The sequence below is a fragment of the Denitratimonas organivorans genome (assembly GCF_037478135.1).
Taxonomy (GTDB): Bacteria; Pseudomonadota; Gammaproteobacteria; order Xanthomonadales; family Xanthomonadaceae; genus Denitratimonas.
The window spans coordinates 48,397-70,850 of record NZ_JBBHDV010000004.1; the positions used below are offsets into that span (position 1 = coordinate 48,397).

General features: G+C 65.4%; 18 protein-coding genes. 6 read left to right on the top strand and 12 right to left on the bottom strand.

Annotated elements, in window-relative coordinates; all coding sequences use genetic code 11:
- The first annotated feature begins 130 nt into the window (after nucleotides 1-130).
- The 3 genes from WDB66_RS05625 to WDB66_RS05635 are packed head-to-tail and all read left to right on the top strand — an operon-like array spanning nucleotide 131 to nucleotide 7,850.
- Complete coding sequence (locus tag WDB66_RS05625; RefSeq protein WP_489670824.1) at nucleotides 131-1,279, top strand: efflux RND transporter periplasmic adaptor subunit; 1,149 nt, start codon at nucleotides 131-133, stop codon at nucleotides 1,277-1,279.
- On the top strand, nucleotides 1,279-4,761 hold the full coding sequence (locus WDB66_RS05630) for an efflux RND transporter permease subunit (RefSeq protein ID WP_489670825.1): 3,483 nt from the start codon (nucleotides 1,279-1,281) through the stop codon (nucleotides 4,759-4,761). The genes WDB66_RS05625 and WDB66_RS05630 overlap by 1 nt, the downstream gene beginning before the upstream one ends.
- Nucleotides 4,758-7,850, top strand: a complete 3,093-nt coding sequence (locus WDB66_RS05635) for an efflux RND transporter permease subunit (protein ID WP_339397560.1) — start codon at nucleotides 4,758-4,760, stop codon at nucleotides 7,848-7,850. Before WDB66_RS05630 ends, WDB66_RS05635 begins: the two co-directional genes overlap by 4 nt.
- A gap of 52 nt (nucleotides 7,851-7,902) precedes the next feature.
- Here the strand turns inward: WDB66_RS05635 and WDB66_RS05640 are convergent, their stop codons facing one another.
- The 3 genes from WDB66_RS05640 to WDB66_RS05650 form a co-directional block, all read right to left on the bottom strand.
- A complete protein-coding gene (locus tag WDB66_RS05640; RefSeq protein ID WP_339397561.1) occupies nucleotides 7,903-8,400 on the bottom strand; it encodes a GNAT family N-acetyltransferase in 498 nt (165 codons plus the stop codon).
- A complete protein-coding gene (locus tag WDB66_RS05645) occupies nucleotides 8,397-8,687 on the bottom strand; it encodes a type II toxin-antitoxin system TacA family antitoxin (protein ID WP_339397562.1) in 291 nt (96 codons plus the stop codon). The genes WDB66_RS05640 and WDB66_RS05645 overlap by 4 nt, the downstream gene beginning before the upstream one ends.
- A 107-nt stretch (nucleotides 8,688-8,794) precedes the next feature.
- Nucleotides 8,795-9,649 (bottom strand): tetratricopeptide repeat protein, encoded by an 855-nt coding sequence (locus WDB66_RS05650; protein ID WP_339397563.1) that lies wholly within the window; start codon nucleotides 9,647-9,649, stop codon nucleotides 8,795-8,797.
- 189 nt (nucleotides 9,650-9,838) lie between these two features.
- On the opposite strand from WDB66_RS05650, the gene WDB66_RS05655 reads away from it, so the two are divergent.
- Complete coding sequence (locus WDB66_RS05655; protein ID WP_339397564.1) at nucleotides 9,839-10,312, top strand: phasin family protein; 474 nt, start codon at nucleotides 9,839-9,841, stop codon at nucleotides 10,310-10,312.
- A 235-nt stretch (nucleotides 10,313-10,547) separates the two neighbouring features.
- On the opposite strand, the gene WDB66_RS05660 is transcribed toward WDB66_RS05655, so the two are convergent.
- Genes WDB66_RS05660 through WDB66_RS05670 form a run of 3 tightly spaced genes read right to left on the bottom strand, consistent with a single transcriptional unit; the run spans nucleotide 10,548 to nucleotide 11,775 of the window.
- Nucleotides 10,548-10,880 carry a hypothetical protein gene (locus WDB66_RS05660; protein WP_339397565.1) on the bottom strand — a complete coding sequence of 111 codons (333 nt, stop codon included), beginning with the start codon at nucleotides 10,878-10,880 and terminating at the stop codon, nucleotides 10,548-10,550.
- Nucleotides 10,877-11,512, bottom strand: coding sequence for a TetR/AcrR family transcriptional regulator (locus WDB66_RS05665; protein ID WP_339397566.1), 636 nt, complete (start codon nucleotides 11,510-11,512; stop codon nucleotides 10,877-10,879). Before WDB66_RS05665 ends, WDB66_RS05660 begins: the two co-directional genes overlap by 4 nt.
- Before the next feature lie 5 nt (nucleotides 11,513-11,517).
- On the bottom strand, nucleotides 11,518-11,775 hold the full coding sequence (locus WDB66_RS05670; RefSeq protein WP_339397567.1) for an acyl-CoA-binding protein: 258 nt from the start codon (nucleotides 11,773-11,775) through the stop codon (nucleotides 11,518-11,520).
- Between the two features lie 201 nt (nucleotides 11,776-11,976).
- Between WDB66_RS05670 and WDB66_RS05675 the strand changes: the two genes are divergently transcribed.
- Nucleotides 11,977-13,965, top strand: coding sequence for an SDR family oxidoreductase (locus tag WDB66_RS05675; protein ID WP_339397568.1), 1,989 nt, complete (start codon nucleotides 11,977-11,979; stop codon nucleotides 13,963-13,965).
- 138 nt (nucleotides 13,966-14,103) lie between these two features.
- On the opposite strand, the gene WDB66_RS05680 is transcribed toward WDB66_RS05675, so the two are convergent.
- The 6 genes from WDB66_RS05680 to WDB66_RS05705 form a co-directional block, all read right to left on the bottom strand.
- Nucleotides 14,104-15,099: a restriction endonuclease gene (locus tag WDB66_RS05680; protein WP_339397569.1), complete on the bottom strand. Its 996-nt coding sequence runs from the start codon at nucleotides 15,097-15,099 to the stop codon at nucleotides 14,104-14,106.
- Between the two features lie 132 nt (nucleotides 15,100-15,231).
- Nucleotides 15,232-16,158, bottom strand: a complete 927-nt coding sequence (locus WDB66_RS05685; protein ID WP_339397570.1) for a phasin family protein — start codon at nucleotides 16,156-16,158, stop codon at nucleotides 15,232-15,234.
- Between the two features lie 172 nt (nucleotides 16,159-16,330).
- The gene (locus WDB66_RS05690; protein ID WP_339397571.1) at nucleotides 16,331-16,759 is read right to left on the bottom strand and encodes a hypothetical protein; all 429 of its coding nucleotides are present in this window, start codon (nucleotides 16,757-16,759) and stop codon (nucleotides 16,331-16,333) included.
- A 65-nt stretch (nucleotides 16,760-16,824) separates the two neighbouring features.
- Nucleotides 16,825-17,022 carry a hypothetical protein gene (locus WDB66_RS05695; RefSeq protein ID WP_339397572.1) on the bottom strand — a complete coding sequence of 66 codons (198 nt, stop codon included), beginning with the start codon at nucleotides 17,020-17,022 and terminating at the stop codon, nucleotides 16,825-16,827.
- Nucleotides 17,022-19,271, bottom strand: coding sequence for a DNA topoisomerase IV subunit A (parC, locus tag WDB66_RS05700; protein ID WP_339397573.1), 2,250 nt, complete (start codon nucleotides 19,269-19,271; stop codon nucleotides 17,022-17,024). The genes WDB66_RS05695 and parC overlap by 1 nt, the downstream gene beginning before the upstream one ends.
- Nucleotides 19,272-19,680: 409 nt before the next feature.
- A complete protein-coding gene (locus tag WDB66_RS05705; protein ID WP_339397574.1) occupies nucleotides 19,681-20,649 on the bottom strand; it encodes an NAD(P)-dependent oxidoreductase in 969 nt (322 codons plus the stop codon).
- A 127-nt stretch (nucleotides 20,650-20,776) separates the two neighbouring features.
- On the opposite strand from WDB66_RS05705, the gene WDB66_RS05710 reads away from it, so the two are divergent.
- On the top strand, nucleotides 20,777-22,429 hold the full coding sequence (locus WDB66_RS05710) for an amidohydrolase (protein WP_339397575.1): 1,653 nt from the start codon (nucleotides 20,777-20,779) through the stop codon (nucleotides 22,427-22,429).
- The last annotated feature ends 25 nt before the right edge of the window (nucleotides 22,430-22,454 follow it).

The window sequence follows — 22,454 nt, forward strand, 5'->3', positions numbered from 1 at the left end:
CCCCTGCCGGTGGTCGGGGTGACTTGCTGCACGCGACCGTTTCACGGTTTTTCAGGAAAATTTGCTGTAGACGATTCCATGACATGGTGTTGTAGGTTACTATAACACCAACATCCAAGGCCCCACGCCAATGAAATCCCATTCCGTTGCGCTTTTCCGCCGTTCCCGCCTGTTGCTTGCGGCGGCGGCCATGCTTGCCCTGCTGCTGGTCGGCTGTGGCCCCAAAGGGCCGGAGCCCGGTGGTGAAGCAGGCAAGGACGCTGCATCCGAGCGCCCTGCGGTCAATGTTGAAGTCGCCGCCGCCGCGCTGCGACCGATCACCGCCAGCTACAACGCCACCGCCGCGTTGGAAGCACCGGGCGAGGCACAGGTCGTAGCCAAGACCTCGGGCGTGCTGCTGCGCCTGCTGGTGGAGGAGGGCGACATGGTCAAGGCCGGCCAAGTGCTGGCGAAGATCGATCCGGAGCGCCCGCGCCTGGAAGTGCAGCGCGCCGAAGCGCTGCTGCGCAAGCTGGAAGCCGAGCTGGCCCGTTCCAGCGAACTGTTCGAGCGCAAGCTGATCGCCGCCGATCTGCACGACAAGCTGCGCTACGACGTGGAAACCCAGCGTGCGGTCTACCGCATGGCGCAGCTGGAGCTGTCCTATACCGACATCGTGGCGCCGATTTCCGGCGTCGTGGCGCAGCGCATGGCCAAGGTCGGGAATCTGATCCAGTTGAACTCGCCGGTGTTCCGCATCGTCGACACCACGACGCTGGAGGCCATCCTCAACGTGCCCGAGCGCGAGATCGCCACGATGCGCGCTGGCGCACCGGTCTCGATGACGGCCGATGCGCTGCCGGGGCGCGTGTTCGAAGGCCGCATCGCGCGCGTCAGCCCGGTGGTGGACGCCGGCAGTGGCACTTTCCGCGTGGTCTGCGCCTTCGATCCGGATCCGCTGCTGCGTCCGGGCATGTTCGGACGCATCGCGGTGGTGTTCGACCAGCGCGCCGATGTGCTGACGGTGCCACGCGTGGCGTTGCTGGAAGACCAGGGCGAGCCTGCGGTGTTCCTGGTGCGCGAAGGCAAGGCGCTGCGCACCCCCGTGCAGCTGGGTTACCTGTCCGGCGAACTGGCGGAAATCCGCAGCGGACTGCAGGCCGGTGACGCCGTGGTCACCACCGGCAAGGTGACGCTGCGCGATGGCGCCAACGTGCAGGTGCTGAACAGCCTGCCGGCCGGCGCCGGGGTCGCGGCGGATGCCGCCGCCGACACCACGACCGACCCGACTTCTCACTGATGGACGCCGCATCCGTGAACGCTCCGCGTGGCCCGAACCACAGCGGAGGCATCGCCGAATTTTCCGTCCGGCGCCGCGTCACCGTGGCGATGGCGACATTGACCGTGGTGCTGTTCGGCCTGATTTCGCTGGGTGATCTGAAGGTCAACCTGCTGCCGGATCTGTCCTATCCCACGCTGACGGTGCGCACCGAATACACCGGCGCGGCACCGCTGGAAATCGAAACCCTTGTTTCCGAGCCGGTGGAAGAAGCGGTCGGTGTGGTCAAGGGTCTGCGCAAACTCAAATCGATTTCCCGCACCGGCCAGAGCGACGTGGTGCTGGAATTCGCCTGGGGCACCGACATGGACCAGGCCAGCCTGGAGGTGCGCGACAAACTGGAAACGCTGAATCTGCCGCTGGAAGTCAAAGCGCCGGTGCTGCTGCGTTTCAATCCGTCCACTGAACCGATATTGCGGCTGGTGTTGACCGGCCAGGCGCGTGAGGGCGTGCAGGCGCAGGCCGAGCTGATGCGGCTGCGGCGTTACGCCGACGATGAGCTGAAGAAGCGCCTGGAGCCGGTCGCCGGCGTCGCCGCGATCAAGGTCGGCGGCGGTCTGGAGGATGAAATCCAGGTGCTGATCGACCAGGAGCGGCTGGCGCAGCTGCGGCTGCCGCTGGAAACCGTCATCAACCGTCTGGCGCAGGAAAACGTCAACATCTCCGCCGGCCGGCTGGAAGAGGGCAGCCAGCGCTATCTGGTGCGCACCATCAACCAGTTCGAGAACATCGAACAGATCCGCGATCTGCTGATCACCGGTGGTGGCGTTGGAGGTGACAACGCCGCCGCGCAGGAAGCAGCATTGGCGGCATCGCGCATCGCCGCACTTTCGGCCGAAGCGGCTGCCGCTGCGGCGGCTGCCAATGCCGCAGCGCAGGGTGATTCCAGCGCCCCCGGCGGTGGCCTGCCGATCCGCCTGCGCGATATCGCCACGGTGGAGCAGGGCTACAAGGAGCGCGAGGCGATCATCCGCCTGGGCGACACCGAGGCGGTGGAACTGGCGATCTACAAGGAAGGCGATGCGAACACCGTCAGTGTCGCCGACGCGGTGCACGCGGCACTGGAAAACGTGCGCCGCAGCCTGCCGCCGGAGACCGAACTGACGGTGATCGAGGACCAGGCCATCTTCATCCGCCAGGCGTTGCGCGAGGTGCGGATGGATGCACTGATCGGCGGCACGCTGGCGATTCTGCTGATCTTCTTCTTCCTGCGTGATGGCTGGAGCACGTTCGTGATCTCGCTGTCGCTGCCGGTGTCGATCATCGCGACCTTCTTCTTCATGGATCGCCTCGGGCTGTCGCTGAACGTGATGTCGCTCGGCGGTCTGGCGCTGGCGACCGGGCTGGTGGTGGATGATTCGATCGTGGTGCTGGAGTCGATCGCCAAGGCGCGTGAACGCGGGCTCGGCATCCTGCGCGCCGCAGTCGAAGGCACGCGCGAGGTCAGCATGGCGGTGATCGCTTCGACCCTGACCAACGTCGCGGTATTCCTGCCACTGGTGTTTGTCGAAGGCGTGGCCGGGCAGTTGTTCCGCGATCAGGCGCTGACGGTGTCGATAGCGATCCTGATGTCGCTGGGGGTGTCGCTGACACTGATTCCGATGCTGTCCTCGCTCAAGGCGCGTGCGCCTATGCAGTTCCCGGACGAGGCGCCGGCGCCGGAATGGCGGCCGCGCAGCGCGCCGCTGCGGGCAATGGCGGCGATCTCGCGCGGCATCAAGGCGGTGTTCGGTGCGGTCTTCTTCGCCATCGCCTGGGTGGTATCGCGCATCGCGCGCGCGCTGACTTGGCTGGTCGGCGGCGTTCTTTCGCGCATCGGCGCGGTGGTGATGAAGCCCTACGACCTGGCCGCTGCGGCCTATGCGAAGCGGCTGCCGGGCGTGTTGCGCCGCCCCGGTCTGGTGCTGGGCGTGGCGGTACTGGCTTTCGTTTTCACGATGGCGCTGGTGCCACGGCTGGGTCTGGATCTGATTCCGCAGCTGGCGCAGGACCGGTTCGAATTGACCGTGAAGTTGCCGCCCGGCACCCAGCTGCGCGATACCGATGCGCTGGTGCGCGCAATCGCCGCGCAGCATGAAGGACAGGACGGCATCCGCGCGCTGTACGGCGTCAGCGGTGCCGGTACGCGGCTGGACGCCAGCCCGACCGAATCCGGCGACAACATCGGCAAGCTCGGCGTGATCATGGCGCTGGATTCCCCGCGCGGTACCGAGGAACGCCTGACCGACAGCCTGCGCCAGACGCTGGCGTCCTATCCCGGTGCCGAAGCCAAGTTCGGCCGGCCGGAAATCTTCAGCTTCGCGCCGCCGCTGGAAATCGAACTGCGCGGCTACGAGCTGGACGAACTGCAGCACGCCGGCAGCACCTTGATGACGCTGATGCAGCGCTCGGACCGCTTTGTCGATGTGAAATCCACGGTCGCCGACGGCTATCCGGAAATCCAGATCCGTTTCGACCAGGAACGCGCGGCCGCGCTGGGCCTGACCACACGCCAGATCGCCGATGCGGTGGCACGCAAGGTGCGCGGCGAAGTCGCCACGCGCTACAGCTTCCGCGACCGCAAGATCGATGTGCTGGTGCGGGCGCAGGAATCGGACCGCGATTCGGTGCAGGCCATCCGTCGCCTGATCGTGAATCCGGAAAGCCCGCGCCCGGTGACGCTGGAGTCGGTCGCCGACGTCGTCGCCACGCTGGGCCCGAGTGAAATCCACCACGCCGACCAGGTACGCGTGGCGGTGATCTCGGCCAATCTGGCCTATGGCGATCTGGGCAGCGCGGTGGAGGAAGTCCGCCAGATCGTGGCCGAACATCCGCTGCGCGGCGACATCGGCCTGAATATCGGCGGCCAGGGCGAGGAATTGCGCGATTCGATGCTTTCACTGCTGTTCGCGTTCGCGTTGGCGGTGTTCCTCGTTTACTTGGTGATGGCGTCGCAGTTCGAATCCCTGCTGCATCCGTTCGTGATCCTGTTCACCATCCCGCTGGCGCTGGTCGGCGCGGTGCTGGCGCTGGTGTTGTCCGGCTACAGCCTCTCGGTGGTGGTGTTCATCGGCCTGATCCTGCTGGTCGGGATCGTGGTGAAGAACGCGATCCTGATGATCGACAAGATCAACCAGCTGCGCGAGGCCGGCGTGGCGAAATACCAGGCCATCGCCGACGGTGCGGTGTCGCGCCTGCGGCCGGTGGCGATGACCACGATCACCGCGCTGTTCGCGTTCCTGCCGCTGGCGCTGTCCACCGGCGAAGGGTCGGAAGTGCGCGCGCCGATGGCGATCACCGTGATCGGCGGGCTGGCGGTGTCCACGCTGCTGACGCTGTTCGTGATCCCGGTGGTGTACGCGCTGCTGGACCGGCGCCCGGATTCGCATTACGTGGAGCGGGTCAAGCCGATCATCGAAGACATTGCCGATGGCGATGGCAATGACGTGGGGCTGCCGGCGTGAACATCGTCCAGACCAGCCTGCGGCGGCCGGTGACGGTCGTGATGTTCTTCGTTTCGCTGCTGGTGATCGGCACGATCGCCAGCCTGCGTCTGCCGCTGGAGCAGTTCCCGGAGATCAACGCGCCTTTTCTGGCTGTGGCACTGCCTTACGCAGGTTCCACGCCGCAGGAAGTGGAACGCAACCTGGTGCGGCCGGTGGAGGAAACCCTGGCCACGCTGCCGGGCATCAAGCGCATGCGCTCGCAGGCGCGCGCCGATGGCGGCTCGATCTTTCTGGAGTTCTCCGACTGGGATCGAGATATCGAGATCGCGGCCTCCGAGGCGCGTGACCGGATCGACGCGATCCGTGACGAGTTGCCCGACGACTTCCAGCGCTATTACGTGCAGAAGTTCTCGACTACCGACGACCCGGTGCTGCGCATGCGCCTGGCATCGGAATCGCGCGATCTGACCGCCTCCTACGATGTCATCGAGCGGGCCATCAAGCGGCGGCTTGAACGCCTGCCCGGGGTGGCGCGGGTGGAGATTTCCGGCGCGCCGCCGAACGAGGTCGAAATTGCGCTGGATCCGGACCGGTTGACCGCGCACGGTCTTGGTCTGAACGAGCTGGCGCAGCGCCTGCAGGCGATCAATTTCTCGGTTTCCGCCGGCACCATCGACGAGGGCACGCGCCGGTTGCGGGTGCAGCCGGTGGGCGAACTGCGTGACCTTTCCGAACTGCGCGAACTGGTGCTCAATTCACGCGGCCTGCGCCTGTCCGATGTCGCCGACATCCAGCTCAAGCCGGCGCGCATGGACTACCGCCGCCAGCTCGAAGGCCGGCCTGCGGTCGGCATCGATGTCTACAAGGAGCGCAGCGCCAACCTGGTCGAAGTCTCGCGCCTGGCCAAGGCCGAGGTCGATGAAATCGCGCGCGAACCGGAGCTGTCCGGCATCCGTTTCACCCTGATCGACGACCAGGGGAAAAACGTCACCGAATCGCTGCTGGAACTGACCGAGGCCGGCATCATCGGCCTGCTGTTGGCGGTGGCGGTGCTGTATTTCTTCCTGCGTCACTGGCCGTCCACGCTGATGGTGTCGCTGGCGATTCCGGTGTGCTTCGTGATGACGCTGGGCTTCATGCACTTCTTCGGTGTCACCTTGAACGTGCTGTCGATGATGGGCCTGCTGCTGGCCGTCGGCATGCTGGTGGACAACGCCGTGGTGGTGGTGGAAAGCATCTACCAGGAGCGTGAAAAGCATCCCGGCGCGCCGCGCTACGCCGCCATCATCGGCACCCGCCATGTGGCGATCGCGCTGTCGGCCGGCACGCTGTGCCATTGCATCGTGTTCGTGCCGAATCTGTTTGGTGAAACCAACCAGATCAGCATCTTCATGGTGCAGATCGCGGTCACCATCACGGTCTCGCTGCTGGCTTCCTGGCTGGTGGCGATCAGCCTGATCCCGATGCTGGCCGCGCGCATGAAGACACCGCCGGCGGCGATGGACGAGGACGGTTTCATCGGCCGCCTGCGTCATCGTTATGCGCGTCTGGTGGCCTGGAGTCTGCGCCATCGCGGCTGGAGCGTGCTGGCGATCATGCTGATCGTGCTGGTGAGCCTGGTGCCGATGACGATCATGAAGGTGGACATGTTCTCCAGCGGCCAGGGCCGCACGCTCAACCTGTTCTATCAGTGGAACGGCGCCTACACGCTGGATCAGATGCAGGAGGAGGTCGACAAGGTCGAGGCCTGGGTCAATCCGCGCCGAGAAGCATTGCAGGTGGAACAGGTGTATTCGTGGTTCAGCGAGCAGGGCTGGGGCGGCACCCGGCTGACGCTGCGTTCGGAAGGGCGCGGCCTGCGCGATGCGCGTGAGGTGATGGAGGAAATCCGTGAAGGATTGCCGAAATCGGCGCGCGCTAACTTTGGTTTTCAGGGTGCGCAGGGCAGCGGCGAGCAGGAAGTGGTGACGGTGGCGCTGGTCGGGGATTCGGCGCAACTGCTGAAGGAACTGGGCGATGCGATCGTGCCGGTGCTGGCGCAGCAGGAAGCGCTGCGCGATGTGCGCGTGGATACCGGCGATGCCAACAGCGAGTTGGCGATCGAAGTCGACCGCGAACGCGCCGCGCGTTACGGATTCTCGGCGCAGGAAGTGGCCAGCTATGTCGGCATCGCCTTGCGTGGCACGCCGCTGCGCGAGTTCCGCCACGGCGGCAGCGAGGTGCCGGTGCAGCTGCGTTTTGCGGACGCGCAGGACACCAGTATCTCGGATCTGAGCAGTTTCATGCTGCGCACTTCCGCCGGTGAGCCGATCCCGCTGATGTCACTGATCCGGGTCGAACTGCGGCCTTCGGCCACGCAGGTCACGCGCGTGGACCGCCAGACGATGCTGGAGATCAAGGCCGATCTGGCGCCGGACAGCACCGTGCCGGAAGCGCGCGATGCGATGCGCCAGGTGATGGAGCAGGTCAACTTGCCGGCCGGCTACCGCTACAGCTTCGAGGGCGCCTTCCGCCAGAACGACGAGGCCGGCGCGCAGATGCTGTTCAACACCTTGATCGCGCTGGTGATGATCTATGTGGTGATGGCGGCGGTGTTCGAATCGCTGCTGTTCCCGGCGGCGATCCTGTCGGGCATCGGCTTTTCGATTCTGGGCGTGTTCTGGCTGTTCGCGCTGACCGGCACCACGTTCACGATCATGGCCTCGATCGGCATCCTGGTGCTGATGGGCGTGGTGGTGAACAACGGCATCGTGATGGTCGAACACATCAACACGCTGCGGCGTGGCGGCATGCTGCGCAACGAGGCGCTGGTGCAGGGCTGCCGCGACCGCCTGCGGCCGGTGCTGATGACGATGGGCTGCGCGATCCTGGGCATGGTGCCGATCAGCCTTTCCACCACGCAGATCGCCGGTGGCGGTCCGCCGTACTACCCGATGGCACGCGCCATCGCCGGCGGCCTGGCGTTCTCCACCGTGGTCACGCTGCTGTTCCTGCCCACCATCTACGCCATCCTGGACGACCTGCAACTGGCCACGCGGCGGGTGCTCAGCCGCGCGCGGAAGGCGGGGCCGACAAAGGAGATTGAGGGAGAGGTGGTGGTGCGATGAGGCTGGCTGTTGCAGGGCGGCGTCAGGTTGGTTAGTGCCGGCGCGTGGCCGCTCAGCGCACGAACCTGCGCAGGTCTTTTAGCAGCAAGAACAGGTGCAACGGATCGGTGTGGGACGGGATGAAGTCAAAGCGCTGGTAGAACGCCCGCGCGCCCGCATCCTTGGCGTGCACCATCAGCGCACGGATTCCGACGATGTCCGCAGCCTGCACCGTTCGGCGCAATGCGTCCTTGAGCAGGCCGGCCCCCAATCCTTTGCCTTGCCAGTTCTGATGCACGGCCAACCGCGCCAGCAGCATCAGCGGTACTGGATGGCGTGCCAATCCCTTGGTCAATCGCTCGGGGGCGCCGTCGAATACCGCCTCGGCGACGGTCAGGGTGTAATAGCCGACCACCTGTTCACCCGCCAACGCGACATAGGTGGTTCCGGTATCGGATTGCTGATTGGCCAGCGCGTGGCGCAGCAGATACCTGTCCAACGACGCGTGGCCGCATTGAAAGTCGGAAAGGCCATGGGTGCGTTGCAGCTTTTCGATACGCAACGTGCTCACTGCCGGTTGTCGTCCTCCAAAACACCGGGTTGAGCGAACAGTTCGCGGATACGGGGAAGATCGCGTGGAGCAGCATCCAGTGCCGCCTGGAAGGCTTCCCATTTTTCCGCATCCAGCCCGAAGTGGCGGCGCGATGCCAGCGTTTCCTCGGCCCGGCTCAGGGCGCTGTCCAGCACGAACTCGCTGACCGAGCGACGCGATGCCGCCGCTGCCGCCTGCAGTGCCTGTTTCGCAGCGGCGGTCAGGCGCAGATCAAGTTTTTCGGTGCGGGTAGTGGTGCTGGACATGGCAGGCTCCTCCGGATTCGATCCAGACTAGCAGTTGTGTCGGACAATGTCATGACAGGCATTGTGTTGCGATACACCATCTGCATGTATGGGTCCGCTGCCGACACTCAGTCCTCAATCTGCGAAGCGGCAAACTCGGCGTCGAGTTTTTCCATCGCATCACGCGGTTTGAGCTTGGCGGCCTTTTCGTATTCGCCGGCGGCCTGGTCTTCCTTTTTACTGCCGTACAGCAGCATCAGGCCGTTGCCGTATTCGATATGGGCGATGGGTGAGTCGGGCGTCAGTTCGATCGCGCGCTTGAGCAGGGATTCACCGGTGGCAGCCTTGGCGCCGTAGGTGAGGCCAGCGATCAGTCCGCCGACCTTGGAAACCACTTCGGCGTGATAGAGGCCGAGCGCGGTGTGGGCTTCGGCATGATCCGGTGCCAGTTCCAGTGCGCGCTCCAGCGACACCTTGACCTTGCCCGCCAACCCTTGCGTGAGCGCCTTGGCAATCGAGATGCTCTGGCTGTAGCGGCCCAGCGCGAAGGCATGGCGGAAATACGAATTGGCTTCGTCGGGCAGCGCCTTGATCGCGGCTTCGGCCAGTTCCACCAGTTCGGCGAAACGCTTTTCGCGCGCCTTGTCATCGTCCAGCAGATGCACGGCGTGGATGCCGGCGGCCTTGATCGCGACCGAGGCGCCGAGTGGCCCGAGCGCGCTGCCGGTTTCGAAGGCATCCTGGAAATCGCCCCGATGAAATGCGCGCCAGGCATCGGCCAGGGTGTCGGCGAGTTGTGCAGCCTGGGCCGGCTTGCCGAGTTTCGGGTTGGCTTTCAGCAGAGCCGCGACGCGGGCTTCGTCCGGGAACGGTTCCTGATCGCCGGCATGCAGCTTCTTCCATGCCTTGGCGAGCTTGGCGCCGGCCAGATCAAAACTCGTATTCGGATGCGGGAATGATGCCCAGCGTTTCTTGCTGCCCATGCGATGGCCCTGCCGGTGAAAGGAGTCCGGCGAGCATTGCAACCCGCTGCGGGCTTGGCAAGCCGCGCTGCGCAAATGCGGCCCGAACTGCGGCCCCGACTAGTGTGTTTGCTCCAGCACCACGTCCTAGCATCGTGTTTGAAGAAACCCTTTCCGGCCGCTGGCCGTCACTTGCAGGAGATGAAGATCATGGTCAAGCAAAGCAAGAATCCGGGCATCGACCCGCGCGACCTGTGGCTGGCCGGGCTGGGCGTGGTGTCGCTGACGCGCAAGCAGGCGCTGAAGACCTACGGCACGCTGGTGGAAGAAGGCGGCCAGTTCCGCGATGCCACCAGCAAGCGCATCGATGCGCTTGCCACGCAGGCGCGTGATGGCCTGAACGGGGTCAAGGGCAAGGTCGAAGCCACGGTCGATCCGCTGATCGCACGTGCCAGCAGCACGTATGGCAGCGTCAAGGGCGAGCTGGAAGCCCGTCTGTCGCCGCTGGTGGCCGGTTTCACCGGCAAGGCATCGACCAAGCGCAAGCCGGCGGCGCGCAAGCCGGCTGCGAAGAAGGCAGCAGCCAAGACGGTGAAGGTTTCCACCAAGGCTGCGGCAAGCAAGACCGCCAAGCCGGCCGCACGCAAGCGTGCCGCCAGCAGCACGGCGAAGAAGGCGGCCTGATCCGGTCGCGATTCTTCCCCGGATGGAACAGACAAGGCCCCGGTTTTCGGGGCCTTGTCGTATCCGGCAACCGGATATCGGTGGAGCGGAGTCTGTTTTGTTTGGCGAAGCAGATCCGTAGCCAGGGGTAAGGCGCAGCCGCACCCGGAGTTGAAAAATTATCGGGAAAGCCACCGGAGCTATCGGGAAAGCTATCGCGAAAGCCACACCCGGGTGCGGCGGCGCCTTGCCCGGGCTACATGTGTCGTCCGGGATGTGCCACGAGCGGTACAAGGCGGCAGTAAACCCAGGCCAGCGGCACGTGGATGAGGATGAAGCTGGCGAAGAGGACGGGCAGCACCCAGCTGAAGCGTATCGCTCCGAACAGCAGGTACGGCAGCAGCAAGCTGAGTAACGCCGTGAACTCCAGCAGTATGTATGTCGTCACGCCCACGAGCCGAGCGACGCGGATGGGTTTTCCGCAGGCCGGGCAGGGAACATGCTGGAAGGGCCCCATCCCGAGTTTCTTCCAGCACGAGAAGGCGGGTTGGGCGCAATGCGGGCAGGTGAGGTGCCGCACCATCTTCACCGTGATTCCGGCAGATAGGCCTGTGCCAGTTCGTTCAGATGCAGACGTTCGGCATCGCGCAGGAAGGGCGCCAGCAGCATCAGCACCTGGTGGATGCCGGCCCGGATCGCCTCGGTTTCGTCGCGTTCGCCACGCACCGCGCTGAAGTTCAGCCAGAAGGTGGTCACCACCAGCACATTGTTGGCGGTGGCCTGGATTTCGTCGACCGAGGCGCGCATCACGCCGGCGCGCACCATCGCGCGCATGACCTCAGTGGCGTTGTCGGCGGCGCGGCGCAGGATGCGGGAGAAGTGCATCCGCAGCTTGCGATTGCGCGAAAGGATGTCGACCAGATCGCGGAAGAGGAAACGGTATTCCCAGATGCAGCCGTACACCGCGTGCAGTTGCAGCCAGAGGTCTTCCAGCCCGGGCAGACGGTCGTCGGGCACCACCAGCACCTGGTCGATATGCGCCTCGTAGCGCGAGAACAGGTGCGCGACGATGTCGTCCTTGTTGCGGAAGTGGTAGTACAGGTTGCCCGGGCTGATCTCCATTTCGTCAGCGATGTGGTTGGTCGTGACGTTGGGTTCGCCCAGCGTGTTGAACATCACCAGGCTGGTGTCCAGGATCAGCTCGCGGGTGCGGCGCGCCATCGTGCTCAGCCGGTCAGTTTGTTGACCAAGGCGATGTACTTCTTCCGCGCTTCCTCCGGTGCGGTGCCGGCCAGCTTGCTCCAGGCCTCGTACTTGGCGGTGCCGACGAAATCGAAGAAGCCGGGCTTGGGGCCGTTGACGTCGCCTTCCGAGCCCTGTTTGTAGAGCGCGTACAGCTTGAGCATGGTCTGGTCGTCGGGGCGTTCGGGCAGTTTCTTCACGTCCACGGCAGCCTGTTCGAATTCGGTTTGCAGATCACTCATCGGTGCCACCTCGTGCGCGGCGGATGGAAGGCAACCGGCTTGATAGCACGCGCCTGCAAGGGCGTCAAAAACGGCTGCGGGATTTCACCCCGGCGCCCTAGGCAGCGGCCCGGCATCTGGTTATTGTTGGCCGCGAACGCCTGTTCATGCGCCGACGACACGCCAAGACGGTCCGCGCGTACATCACCGAGGGAGGGGAACATGAGCTATTTCGTCACCGGCGCCACCGGTTTCATCGGCCGCCACCTGGTTGCCAACCTGCTCAAGCGCAAGGGCACGATCCATGTGCTGGTGCGGCGCGGTTCGCAGAAGAAGCTGGATGCGCTGATCGAACGCATGGGCTGGGACCGCAAGCGCATCGTGCCGGTGGTCGGCGATCTGGCCAAGGCGCGGCTGGGCCTGAATGCGGAAAAGGCGGCCGAGCTGAAGGGCAAGATCAAGCACTTCTTCCACCTGGCCGCGATCTACGATCTGGCCGCCGATGCGCAAAGCCAGATGCAGGCCAATGTCGAAGGCACGCGCAACGCGATCGCGCTGGCCGAGGTGGTGAACGCCGGTTGCTTCCACTACGCCAGCTCGATCGCGGTGGCCGGGCTGTATCCGGGCACCTTCCGCGAAGACATGTTCGACGAGGCCGAGGATCTGGACCATCCGTATTTCCGCACCAAGCACGATGCCGAAAAGGTGCTGCGCGAGGAGTGCAGGCGGCCCTGGCGGATCTATCGTCCCGGTGTGGTGGTGGGGCATTCGAAAACCGGCGAGATCGACAAGATCGACGGGCCCTACTATTTCTTCGGCGCACTGAAGAAGCTGCGCGAGCTGCTGCCGCCGTGGATGCCGGTGATCGGCATCGAGGGCGGGCGGATCAATCTGGTGCCGGTGGATTTCGTCGCCGATGCGATGGACCACATCGCGCACAAGCCCGGCCTCAACGGCGGCTGTTTCCACCTGACCGATCCGGACCCGCGCCGCATCGGCGAGGTGCTGAATCTGTTTGCGCGTGCCGGCCATGCGCCGCAGATGTCGATGCGGCTGGATGCACGCATGTTCGCGTTCGTGCCGTCGCCGCTGAAGGCTGCGGTCGGCAATCTGCCGCCGGTCAAACGCTTTGTTTCGATGCTGCTGCGCGATCTGGGCATCCCGCGCGAGGTGGTCAAGTTCGTCACCTATCCGACCCGCTTCGACAGCCGCGAGACCGAGCGCGCGCTGAAGGGCAGCGGCATCAAGGTGCCGCCGCTGGAGGATTACGCCTGGCGCCTGTGGGATTACTGGGAGCGCCACCTGGACCCGGCGCTGTTCATCGATCGCAGCCTGAAGGGCAAGGTCAAGGGCAAGGTGGTGCTGATCACCGGCGGTTCGTCGGGCATCGGCAAGGCGGCGGCACAGAAGATCGCGGCCGCCGGCGCGGTCACGGTGATCGTGGCGCGCGGCGAGGAGGAGCTGTTCGCCACGCGCGATCAGATCATCGCCGCCGGTGGCACCTGCCATGCCTATACCTGCGATCTGGCCGATATGGCGTCTTGCGATGCGCTGGTGGAAAAGGTGCTGGCCGAACATGGCGGCGTCGATATCTTGGTCAACAATGCCGGGCGTTCGATCCGCCGTTCGATCGAGTTGTCCTACGACCGTTTCCATGATTTCGAGCGCACCATGCAGCTGAACTATTTCGGTTCGCTGCGGCTGATCATGGGTTTCATGCCGAAGATGACCGAGCGTCGTCGCGGGCAGATCATCAACATCAGTTCGATCGGGGTGCTGGCCAATTCGCCGCGCTTTTCCGCCTATGTGGCGTCGAAGGCGGCACTGGACGCCTTCAGCCGTTGCGCGCAGGGCGAGCTGTCGGGCAAGGGCATCGCCTTCACCACGATCAACATGCCGTTGGTGAAGACCCCGATGATCGCGCCGACCAAGATGTACGACAGCGTGCCGACACTGAGCCCGGACGAAGCTGGCGATCTGATCGTGCAGGCCATCATCGAGCGGCCCACGCGTATCGCCACGCGTCTGGGCGTGTTCGCCAGCGTGGTCAACGCGGTGGCGCCGAAGGCCTACGAGCTGGTGATGAATACCGCGTTCGAGCTGTTCCCGGATTCGGCTGCGGCGCGTGGCATCGAAGGCGCGCGCGAGGGTGAGCAGGCCACCAGCGAACAGATCGCGTTCGCGGCGGTGATGCGTGGGGTGCACTGGTAAAAGGCGGGCTTGCCGGGCGCTGGCGTAAACGCTGGCGCCCGGCATGACAAGCGGGATAACGGAAACGGGGCAGTCACCTGGTGGTGGCTGCCCCGTGATGTTTTCGGGAGGATGGGCGTCTGCGTGCGAAACGCTGGATCAGCGGCACTGGCGCCAGCGCACCTGGACCGGATGATCGGGATTGCCGGTCGGCACATCCAGTTGCAGGCGCAGGTAACGCAGTTCCTCGTATTGCAGCACCGCCAGGCAGATGTCCTTGACCAGCTCGGCCAGCTCAGCATCGTCGAGCGCGTCGTGCGGCTTGATCAGTAGCGTGGATGGCGGCAACCAGCTGGCGCTTTCGATGCGGGTCAGGCCGCGCACTTCCAGCAGCGCCAGAGCGCGGCGTGAGACCAGCTGTTCTTCGTTCAATGCGGTGGCGGGTGCGGCCGGTGTGAGGCTGTTTTCTGCCGCTGGCAGTGCAGCCGGTGCCGTGCTGCGCGTGGCAGCGGGTACAGCGGGCCGGGCTTTCTCTGCTGGCGCTGGCGCGAACGCGCTGGCCACCGCATAGGCCAGGATCGCGGCCAGCAGTGCCGCCACGGCCGAGATCAGCAGGCGCTTGTTGCGCACCGCGCGGGCGGCGTCTTCGGCATCCTCGCGCTGATCATGCGCGACCCAGGGCTTCACGTGGTCCCACAGATCGGTGCCGGCCACCAGTTCGATACGGCGTTCGCGCGCCAGCTTCAGTGCGGCCGGATCGGCATTGCCGCAAGCCGCGACGATGGCGCCATCCGCGCCCTGCATCTGCACAAGATGGTGCAGGTTGCCGATCGCCTGGGCGCTGACGTGCTGGGTGGCGCCGTTCATGCACTGCACCAGATAACGGCTCTTGCCACGGGTGAAAAGCAGATCAAAGCCGTCCTGTCCCGGGGCGCGGTCGGTGCTGGCGGGCTGCATGCCGCGGTCCTTCAGCGCCTCGGTGATCAGCTGCGAAAATTCGTTCCAGCGCATTGCGCACAGCAGTTTGATGCCGGCCCTGGCTTCGTCTTTCTCGGTGCGGAAGGCACGCAGCACCCAAGCCACGGCGAAGAACACCACGAGCAGTGCGACAAGGGCAGGAATCAACGAATACTGGAGCACAGAAGCGGATCCCATGGTGGCCAGGCAGTACGCGGGAAAGGCGCCATGATAGCGCTTGCCAGCTGGCGGTTTGGAGGCTGCCAGCCCGCGGAGGCCGGAAATGGGCGCAGGCGATGCGCCCTGGGCTGGAGTCCTCGCGTGCCCGGATCAGTCGCCGGAAACCGCGTTGCCGGAGGTCGGGGCAACGCCCATCGAAGCGGTGGGTGCCGGGGCCGGAGCTGCGGGCACGGGCGTTGCTGCGGCCTTCTTCGCCGGGCTCTTCTTCGCGCTGGTCTTTTTGACCGCCGGCTTCTTCGCGGCAGCCTTCTTTGCCGCTGGCGCGGCCGCGCGGGCCGGCTTGCTCGCGGCGCTGGCCTTCACGCTTGCGGCCGGCTTCGCCGTGGTCTTGGTGTCTGCGGTGGCAGCCGGTGCCGTGGAAGTGGTACCGCTTGTCTTGCGTGGAGTGGTCTTGGTTGCGGTCTTCTTGCTGGCGGTTTTGCTGCCGGTCTTCGCTGCGGTCTTCGCTGCGGTCTTGCTGGCAGCGGCAGGTTTTGCCGTTTTTGCTGCCTTGGCCGGCTTGGTGTCGCTGCCGCTATCACGGTGCAGATCGCGCAGGCGCGCATTGAGTTCGTCGACGCGGTCGATCAGGCCCTGGAGTTCCTCGCGGCCGGGTACGCCGAGACGGACCAGGGCACGCTGCACGCGGGCTTCGAACACTTTTTCCAGCTTGTCCCAGGAATCCACGGCACGTTCCTTGACCTGATCCACGCGGTTCTCGACCGCGCCACGGACCGAATCGACCTTGCCACTGGCCAGGTTGCGGGTCTTCTTTTCCACGCCGGCACCTTCCTTGACCAGGGTTTCGAACATGCGCGTGCTTTCCTTCTGTGCGCGCTCCAGCGTCTTCACGCTGGTCTGCCAGATCTGCTGGGCCGAATCCATGATGGTGCGGGCGCCAAGATCCAGACCCGACAGCGGCGATGCCGACGGCTTGGGTTCGGCACTCTTGCGTGCGCTGCGGGTTGGCGCCTTGGCTTTGCTGCCGCTCTTGGTGGCGGGCTTGCTGCTGGGTTTGGAAGACTTGAACTTGGCCATGGGATGCTCCGGAGCGCGGTGGGGGATGATCGGGAACACTAGGCCGTTTGCCTAGAATATTCACACTATGCGCTGTCTTCGGCTCGGCTTTCCAGCGGGGCAAAACGCACGAGGCCGACGCATCGGCGCCGGCCTCGGGGAGCAGTCAGGGTGCGCGTGTGCGTCGCTGGATTCAGGCGGCGGTGGCGTCGGCCGTTACCCGTACATCGCCACTGTAGGTGCCCTTGAGCATACCGAGCATGCCGAGAACGTCACGGTGCAGCGCCTGCATGCTGGCATGCGGCGACTCGCGGGTTTCGTGGTAGATGATCGCCAGCCACAGCGCGGTGCCGCGCAGCCTCAGCTGCGGCACGCGCGATTTGGCGCGGTTGAACGCGAGCGTCGCGCCGTCGCCCCAAGGCTGGTAGATGTCGGTGCTGCTGCTGCCGTACAGATGCGGCACAGGGGTGCGCGAACCGGCTTCGATCTCGGTCATCGCCAGCTGGCCGACGGCGCGCTGGGCGGTCACCGGCAGGCTCTGGATGCTGCGCTTGATCTCGCGCGACTGGCGGTTCAGCAGGATGTAGCGGCTAAGAACAAGAAGACGGATCAGGAATTTCATTTCGGGCTCGGCTTTCTTCTGATACCCGCGCGGGCTGGAGCCTGGTGGGCGGGTGACAATTCGCGTCACAAGCTGACGGTGTGCCACATATTGGCAGAAGCCAACGGATTAAACCAGCCGACAAACGCGGGGGATTTCTGGATTTTGCGGGTTGCGTCACGTTTGTCGAAGGTGACGTATTGCGACAGGCATGGACGCTGGGCGTCGCGCCAGGTATCTGCTGCCCGGCGCAGAGCGGAGGCCGCCGCGCCGGGTGGGAGCATCAGTTGCTTTCGACCGAATCCACGCGCTGGAAGCCGCGCGGAAGCAGGCTGCCGCGTTGTGCCCGGGTGCCGCTGTAGGCCTGGAGATCGCGCCAGTTCAGGGTCAGCTTGCGCTGGCCGCAGAACAGGGTGAGTTCGCCGCCATCGCGCACGCAGGTCAGTTGCGCCAGCGATTCATCGCCGGATTTGAGCCGTGCCGGCGGGATCTGGATCAGCTTGTTGCCCTTGCCCTTTTCCAGCTCCGGCAATTCGCTCAGCGGGAAGGCCAGCAGGTGCCCGGCGGTGGTGATCGCGACCACCAGATCGCTTTCCGGGTTCTGTACCGGTACCGGCGGCATCAGGCCGGCGCCCTTGTCCGGATTGATCAGCTGCTTGCCAGCCTTCTGCCGCCCGATGAAGTTCTCAAAGCGGGTGACGAAGCCGTAGCCATAGCTGGAGGCCAGCAGGAAGCGCTGGCTTTCCTCGGCGCAGGCCAGCGCCACGAAGCTGGTGCCGGCCGCCGGCGAGAAGCGCCCGGTCAGCGGTTCGCCGTTGCCGCGTGCCGAGGGCAGTGTATGCGCCGGTGCGGAATAGGCGCGGCCGCTGGAATCCAGGAAGGCGACCTGCTGGTTGCTGCGCCCGCGCACCGCCGCCAGCAGCGCATCGCCTTCACGGTAGGACAGCATCGAGGCGTCGATATCGTGGCCCTTTGCGGCGCGTGCCCAGCCCTTGGCCGACAGCACGATGGTCACCGGTTCGCTGGCCACCAGTTCGGTTTCTGCCAGCGCCTGTGCGGCATCGCGTTCGATCAGCGGGGAGCGGCGTGCGTCACCGAATTTCTTCGCATCGGCCAGCAGTTCGTCCTTGATCAGCTTGCGCAGTTTCGCAGCCGAACCCAGCACCGCGAGCAGCTGTTCGCGTTCCTTGGCCAATTCGTCCTGCTCGGCGCGGATCTTCATTTCCTCCAGCCGCGCCAGTTGCTTGAGGCGGGTTTCGAGGATGTAGTCGGCCTGTTCCTCGCTCAGCGCGAAGCGAGCGATCAGAGCCGCCTTCGGATCGTCCTCGGTGCGGATGATGCGGATCACTTCGTCCAGGTTGAGGAAGGCGATCAGCAGGCCGTCGAGCAGGTGCAGGCGGCGTTCGACCCGCGCCAGGCGATGGTTGAGGCGCTTTTTCACCGTGTCGGTGCGGAAGCCCAGCCATTCGGACAGCAGGCTACGCAGGTCCATCACGCGCGGTTTGCCGTTCAGGCCGACAACATTGAAGTTGGCGCGGAAGCTCTTTTCCAGATCGGTGGTGGCGAACAGGTGGCCCATCAGCTGTTCGACATCGATGCGGTTGGAGCGCGGTACCAGCACCAGCCGGATCGGGTTGGCGTGGTCGGATTCGTCGCGCAGGTCTTCCAGCCACGGCAGTTTCTTGGCGCGCATCTGCGCGGCGATCTGTTCGAGAATCTTGTTCGGGCTGACCTGGTAGGGCAGCGCGGTGATGATGATGTTGGCCTGTTCGCGGGTGTAGACGGCGCGGGCGCGGATGCTGCCGTGGCCGGTCTGGTAGAGCTTCAGCAGATCGGCGGCCGGGGTGATGATTTCAGCTTCGGTCGGGTAGTCCGGGCCGCGCACGTGTTCCATCAGGTCCGCGACGCTGGCATCCGGATCATCGAGCAGCCGCACGCAGGCGTGCGCGACTTCGGTCAGGTTGTGCGGCGGCACGTCGGTGGCCATGCCCACCGCGATGCCGGTGGTGCCATTGAGCAGCAGATGCGGCAGCCGAGCCGGCAGCCAGGCCGGTTCTTCCAGGGTGCCGTCGAAGTTCGGATTCCACTCGACCGTGCCCTGGCCCAGTTCGCCCAGCAGCACCTCGGCGATCGGGGTCAGGCGCGATTCGGTGTAGCGCATCGCCGCAAACGACTTGGGATCATCGGCCGAACCGAAGTTGCCCTGGCCGTCGATCAGCGGATAGCGGTACGAGAACGGCTGTGCCATCAGCACCATCGCCTCGTAGCAGGCGCTGTCGCCATGCGGGTGGAACTTGCCGATCACATCGCCGACGGTGCGCGCCGATTTCTTCGGCTTGGCAGACGCGTTCAGCCCCAGCTCGCTCATCGCATACACGATGCGCCGCTGCACCGGCTTGAGCCCGTCACCGATGAAGGGCAGGGCGCGGTCCAGCACCACGTACATCGAGTAATCCAGGTATGCACGCTCGGCGTACTCGTGCAGCGGGATGCGCTCGAAACCGTGGAAATCGGGAAGGGTGGGATCGGACATGGGCAAGGCCGGGAAACTGGGGCAAGGCAGTCGGCCATTCTAGCCCGGAAATTTCATCACGGGCGTGGATGGCGACAAGGGTGGCGGCGCTTCCGGGCCGTATCGTGGCAAGCCTGCGAACGCCACTGTGCATGCAGGCTGTGCGGCGGGAGGCCGCCTTGCGCGACTGTTTCTATTGCGCCGGTGGGATGGCGGGGCCGACCGGCTGTTGATCCTGCCATGGCCGAGGATGTGCAGGAACAGGGATGGGTTCTGCCCGAATGGCACTCACGCGCACGTGGGAATTCGCACGTGAGTGCCGGGCACGGCATCAGGGTTCGAAGCCGTCCTTGAAGATGTCCACCAACGTCGCTGTTGCCAAAGCGTGGGCCGGAAAGACCGGTGCCGGCTTGTCAGGCGTACTGCACGTTCAGCCGGGATACCAAGCCGCTTCTGGTGGTAATCGATCACGGATTTCACCGGTATTGAAGAAGGCCAGCAGTTTGTCCGCAGCTTCGTTGGAGGCCTTGCTGAAGGCGGCTTCGGTGTAGGCGCCGATGTGCGGGCTCAGCACGACACCGGGCTGGCGCCGCAGCGGGGAATCGGGCGGCAGCGGTTCGTGGCTGAACACGTCCAGGCCGGCGGCGTGCAGCTGGCCGTGTTGCAGCGCGTGGCACAGATCGGCTTCGTCGAAGACGCCGCCGCGCGAGGTGTTGACCAGGATCGCGTCCGGGCGCAGTTGGGCGAAGCGGGCGCGGTCGAGCATGGCGCGGGTCTGCGCGGTTCTCGGGACATGGAAGCTGATGACGTGGCTGCGTTGCAGCAGCTCATCCAGTTCCACTGCTTCGGCGTCGTGCTGATGGAAAACGGCGGCGTCGATGAATGGGTCGCAGGCCAGCACCTGCATGCCGAAGGCTTGCGCGATCCGCGCCACGCGGCTGCCGATGCGGCCCAGCCCGACGATGCCGATGCAGCGCCCGGCCAGCTCGATGCCGACCAGCGATTCGCGCGACCAGCCGCCTTCGCGCAGACCCGCGTCCGCACGCGGGATCGCGTTGGCGCAGGACAGGATCAGCGCCCACGTGAGCTGCGCGGCCGATGCGGCGTTGGCGCCCGGCGTGAACATCACGCTGATGCCGCGCTGCGCGGTGGCGGCAAGATCGATGTGGTCGAAGCCGCTGGTGCAGGTGACGATGACGCGCAGCTGCGGCGCGCGTGCCAGCAGCGCGGCATCGATACGGGTACGGCTGCGGATCAGCAGCGCGTGGGCATCAGCCAGATGCTGTGCCGGTGGCTGGAAAGGATCACCGCCCTGGACGATGTCGAAACGGCCATCGCCTTGCAGTCGCTGCAGAGCATCGGGCGCGAAACGGTCGGTGATCAGGATCTTTGGTTTCATGTTGGCGGCCGGGCGATGCAGAGCGCGGTTTTCGATTCGATGCAAGCGGCAGCGCTGTGGCTGCTGGGCGTGGGTTGGGCTGGGACGCGGTATCGTGTCGCGTTGTTTTGCCAAGGATATCGCGAAGATGCTGTTGCGCCTGTGTTGCCTGCTGGTGTGGGTGTTGCCGTGCGCCGGATTGCAGGCGCAGCCGTTGCTGGTGGTGGATGTGGCCGGCTACACGCTGGACGGGCAGGGTGCCTTGCAGCGTTTCGAGGCTTTGCTGATCGAAGGCGGGCGCGTGCTGGCGACCGGCACGCAGCAGCAGTTGCAGGCGCGTGCGCCGGATGCGCGTGTGCATGAAGGCGGTGGCCGCACCCTGTTGCCGGGCCTGACCGATGCACATGGCCATGTGATGGGGCTGGGTGTTGGCGAGCGACGGGTCGATCTTTCCGCCACGGATTCCTTGCAGCAGGCGCTGGATGCGGTGCGTGAGCATGCGCGGCAGTCGCCGGGTGGCTGGTTGCTAGGGCGCGGCTGGAACCAGGTGCGCTGGGGGCTGGCGCGTTTTCCCACGGCGGTGGAACTGGATCAGATCGAATCAGAGCGCCCGGTCTGGCTGGTGCGCGTTGATGGCCATGCCGGCTGGGCCAATTCGGCTGCGCTGCGTGCCGCCGGCATCGACCGCGATACGCCGGACCCGGTCGGCGGGCGCATTGAACGCGATGCGCAGGGTGAGCCCAGCGGCATCCTGATCGATGCGGCGATGGCGCTGGTCACGCGGCACCTGCCGGCACCGGATGCGGCCGAGCGTGAAGCTGCGCTGGATGCGGCATTGGCAACACTGGCGCGGCTGGGCATCACCTCGGTGCACGATGCCGGCATCAATGCCGACACCTTTGCGCTGTACCGCCAGCGTGCCGACGAAGGGCGACTGATAACGCGCATCTACGCGATGGTCGATGGCGTGGGCGAGGATTTCGACGTGATCGCAACCGACGGCCCGCTGCTGGCGCATGGCGAGGACATGCTGACGGTACGCAGCGTGAAACTGTTTTCCGATGGCGCGCTGGGCAGCCGGGGCGCGGCGTTGCTGGCGCCGTATTCGGATGATCCGCACAACCACGGCCTGCTGTTCCAGGACACGCGCACGCTGGCCGGGATGATCGGCAAGGCGCTGGCGCGTGGCTTCCAAGTGAATGTGCATGCCATCGGTGATGGCGGCAACCGGCAGGTGCTGGATGCGTTCTCGCTGGCCTATCGCGAACACGGCGGGCGCGGGCTGCGCAACCGGGTGGAACATGCGCAGGTGGTCGGGCGTGAGGACATGGCGCGCTTTGCGCCGTTGCAGCTGATCGCCTCGATGCAGCCGGTGCATGCGACTTCGGACATGAACATGGCGCAGGACCGGCTCGGGGCCGAACGTATCCTCGGCGCCTATGCCTGGCAGGATTTTCTGGCGCAGGGCACGGTGGTGGCGGCCGGTTCGGATTTTCCGGTGGAAGCGCCCGATCCTTTCCATGGCCTGCATGCGGCCGTCACCCGCCAGGACCATCGCGGGCGGCCGCCAGGTGGCTGGTATCCGGCGCAGCGCCTGTCACTGGAGCAGGCGCTGCGTGCGTTCACGCTGGATGCCGCGTTCGCGGCCCATCAGGAAGACCGCCTCGGCACGCTGGAGCCGGGCAAATGGGCGGACTTCATCTTGCTGGACCGCGACATCTTCAGTATCCCGAGCGAAGAGCTGTGGCAGGTGCAGGTGGAAGAAACCTGGGTCGCCGGCCGCCGCGTGTTCGCGCGTTGAACCCCAGCCTGCCGTCCGGACAAGG